This window comes from Empedobacter sp. GD03797 (assembly GCF_029842105.1).
In the GTDB taxonomy this organism is placed as follows: Bacteria; Bacteroidota; Bacteroidia; order Flavobacteriales; family Weeksellaceae; genus Empedobacter; species Empedobacter falsenii_C.
This window is the reverse complement of the sequence record NZ_JAOCFS010000057.1, coordinates 1-4,012: the sequence shown is the minus strand read 5'-3', so window position 1 is coordinate 4,012 and position 4,012 is coordinate 1. Positions and strand designations below refer to the sequence as shown.

Here is a 4,012-nt window from a genome sequence, read left to right as displayed (position 1 = left end):
CTATCAGAATTTTAATACTTCATCTCCATTAGTTAAAGACGGTAGAATCCCGTGGGTGAATCAACCTAATATATTATCATCTACGTTAACCTCTAATGGAGGTGCTATTACCAACGGTTACCGTTTTTCACCAGGTTACAACGATCCGTTATATGATCCTAATTATATTGGAACTCACTTACCAACAGGTGTTGGAGCTACACCTTCTGGTCCTATCAAGTATTTCGATTCTCATATTGGGGATGGTAGCTATGCAGTAGTACCGCCTGCTTTTGTTAGACTTGGCTGGGATCCACGTTCGTTTACAGACAATACTACTGTAAACGGTTCTTCTGCAATAGCACCACATTGGGCATCTGGACAATCATATCCACAAGTATATGACTGGACAAATACCTATCCTTGGGACAACCCAGCAGATCTTTCTGTTCTAAATGTACTAGATATGTCAGGTCATTTAAACGGTGCAGCTTTTCTTGTAAAGGGTAATGTATCTCAATCTCAAGGTCTTCGACCATTTTATAGAATAGATGATGTTAAGCCAGAGATGGGTAAAACATATACATTACAATTGTTCTCGTATGTAAACTATACGGCTAATACAGATTATATGTACATGGATTTGGTAGACCGTAATACTGGTAAAGTATATGCGTCAGCACAGTTAAAAGCAGATAATCCGCTACCAGGACCAGGAGCAGTTTCTTTTGGTTGGGTGCCACTAAAAGCAGCTATTAATATCGGAACAATGGATTTTACAGGAAAAACAATGGATATCCAAATTCGTGGTAACCGTACAACTTTTGGGCATACATTGATTGATGATATTATGTACTTCGAAAACAAAGTAGGTGTACCATCTTGTGTAGTACCAGTCGATATTTTTGAGCCTTCAGAATGTACAGAACCAATTTTAGGAGAAGATTTCAGTATGAGTAATGCTACAGATCCAATCTTTAATAATACAATTAGCAAAACTTTTATTCAACCAGCTGGAGCAGATCAAGGCTTTACATTAGATATTTACTATTTAGATAATTCATTTAATATGGAAATTAATGGTAGTAAACTGTCAAATATGGAAATAGAATTTCATAATCAAGGAGGCATGGTTTCTAATGTTCGTTTTGAGTCAGACGACGCTGGATATGGTCCTACTTTTACAAATGGTATACCAAATATTTGGCAGGTCGGTAATGCAGCCAGTAAAGTACCTGCATTACGTATAGATATAGACCCAACAGGTAATGTAACACTTTTGGGTAGAAGAAGTACAACAGCTCCATTTGAAAAACTGAAATTGATAAACGGTGCTACTTTAAACCGTGTCAATTGGAATGTAACTTCAAGCAATACAATACTAGCTACACAAAGTACTTTATGGCCACCTACAGCTATGATAGGTACTGGTTATGGTAAAAAAGCAGTTCCGTGTGCTGCTCCAAAATGTGTTAAACCAGCTGCTTCAGGTACCTCATCAGTTCGTACGAATGTAGGAGTTTCAACAAAAGCAAATGTAACTTCGGGATGGCCAGAAGTTGTACCAAATGGATATATCGCATTAGAAAGTTCAAATGCCGGTTTAGTAATTCCTCATATGACTACAACTCAACGAGACGCACTTACAGCGATTGAAGGAATGCTTATTTACAACACAACAGAAAATTGTGTCCAATTATACAGAGGTGAATCCCCATTGATTGATCCTTCAAGAAAAGGATGGAACTGTTTGGAAAGAGGTTGTAACGAATAAGAGTTTTTCATAATTTTTTTTGATAAGAAAAGTAATCTTGGTAAAAATTGATTGTTTTACCAAATGCTTTTCTCTAGTTACTATTAACAACAAAACCATGAGATAGTCAATCTCAAAATAAAAGATAAATAAAATGAGTATAAATAAAACATTAGCGATTAAAATGTTAGTAACAGCGAGTTTTTTTGCAGCTGTATCTGCATCAGCTCAAGTCGCTATCGGAAAAAGTAGCGTTACAAATAATAGTGTATTATTAGAATTTGGCGATGAAGCTACAAATCTTAGAGGTATTATTTTGCCTTCTGTTACTACAGCTCCTACAGATGCTGTAAACGGAACATTCATATTCAATGTAGCAACTAAAGAGGTGCAAGTTCGAGAAGGAAGAACTAGTACAAATGATCGTTGGACTTCTCTTTCAGCGAAGTTAGACGCATCTCAAGAAGGAGGCAAACTAAACCCTTATGTGATAACTGGAGAATCTATTAACAAACAAGGGATAATTATTGGAGCAGAAACCAGTAGTAAACCAGGTGTTTTGATTTTAGAATCAGAAACAAGAACATTGGTTCTACCTAAAGTAGCTGATCCTAATACCGCTGTAATAGGTCCTGTTGCAGGTAATATAGTGTATGATACAACATCAGATACTCTAGCTGTGTACGATGGTACAAATTGGAGTTACTGGAAATAAGTAGAATAAGGCAGTCTTTTTATAAAGACTGCTTTATCAAAAAAAATAAGCATTTAGAAATAATGAGTAATAATTATAAAGATATCCATATTGGATCGGTTATTCAAAAAGCTGTTGTAGAAAGTGAAATAGAGATAGGTCGCATCTGCAATTTTATAAATTGTGATGAACGGAGAATAAAGAAAATGTATGAATCAAAAATATTGGATACAGAGATTTTACTAAAATGGAGTAAACTATTAGAATATGATTTTTTTCGTTTGTATTCTCAACATCTTATTTTATATGCATCAATAGCAGCTGACAAACCGAAAGATAGTATAAAAAAACAAACTAGTCTTCCGCAGTTTCGTAAAAATATCTATACAAAGGAAATCATAGAATTTATATTAGAACAATTAGAAACAAAACAGATGACAAAAAATGAAATAATGGATCGTTACAGGATTCCAAAAACGACTCTATATAAATGGATAAGTAAATATACCAAATAAGGTATAGTCCAATTTCATTTTACAGTATCAAAATCTGATCAAAAAAATGATAAAAATAATTCGTCATCAACAAACGATTTCTTTGTTTCAAAACAAAACCAAAATAGAGGTAAAGAACATCTTGAGATACAGTAAATATCACTCAGAATATAATATTTGGGAATAGAATATATAGTACTTATGATTAGTAATACGGATGACAAATTTTTGTTAGGTAGAAAAAAAACTCTTTATATATTTTAATAACGATGGAGTAATAAGAATAAAAGTTAAAAAAGGATATGGAAAAATCAAGCCCTAATTATAAACAAATTTTTAAAGATATTTTAGATAGAAAATACCCTGAAAAAAGAAATGCATGCGAAAACATTCTTAATAAAACAACACTCTCCATTGTAGACGTTATAGAAATAAATACAAAAATATTTGGCAAAGGAATTATTAATAATAGTCAGAAATTTCGTTCGTATAAAAAATCAGATATTTTGAATATTTTAGATTACCAAAAGGAAAATGGTCTCAATAATTCTCAATTAGCAAATCATTTTAGATTAAGTCGAAATACAGTTTCAAAATGGAAAAAACTATTTTTAGTATAAAATAAACTACATAACCTATGAAAAAACTAAAAACCCATTTAAAGCAAAAGGTAATTTTGATGCACCAAAATGTAAAAATCAAATTTCAACTAATTAAAACTAGAGTATGTCGCTAATAGGTAAAACATTAGAGGAAACAGAAGCTCTTTATAATAGCACAGCAAAAAAGATTACATCGAATGAATATGAAATTATACTTAAAAAGTATTGTTTTGGACTCTTTTATAAAAGATTGCAATTAAAATGCAATAAAAAAGGGATAATTATTCTTTATAGAATATATACAGATCTTCGATAAAGAGGTTGAATTCCCTGATTCAACCTTTAAATATAGGACGTAATCAATCTTTCTTATATTATTAATATAACTTAAAATACTATTTTAAAGATCTTGTGTAATGTAACCTGTATTGGGATAAATAATTGCGAGAGTATAATTTTGTGAGTAGTAATAATGATAAAAAAACGGAGT

Annotated in this window: 3 protein-coding genes and 1 pseudogene; all 4 read left to right on the top strand. The window is 32.0% G+C overall.

The features are described from left to right. Positions 1-1,753, top strand: a pseudogene (locus N5D90_RS16950) (hypothetical protein); the annotation flags it as partial. 133 nt (positions 1,754-1,886) lie between these two features. Further along, the gene (locus N5D90_RS16945) at positions 1,887-2,447 is read left to right on the top strand and encodes a hypothetical protein (RefSeq protein WP_280063453.1); all 561 of its coding nucleotides are present in this window, start codon (positions 1,887-1,889) and stop codon (positions 2,445-2,447) included. A 62-nt stretch (positions 2,448-2,509) separates the two neighbouring features. Further along, on the top strand, positions 2,510-2,941 hold the full coding sequence (locus N5D90_RS16940) for a transposase (RefSeq protein WP_280063451.1): 432 nt from the start codon (positions 2,510-2,512) through the stop codon (positions 2,939-2,941). 281 nt (positions 2,942-3,222) lie between these two features. Beyond that, the gene (locus N5D90_RS16935) at positions 3,223-3,540 is read left to right on the top strand and encodes a transposase (RefSeq protein WP_092910626.1); all 318 of its coding nucleotides are present in this window, start codon (positions 3,223-3,225) and stop codon (positions 3,538-3,540) included. The last annotated feature ends 472 nt before the right edge of the window (positions 3,541-4,012 follow it).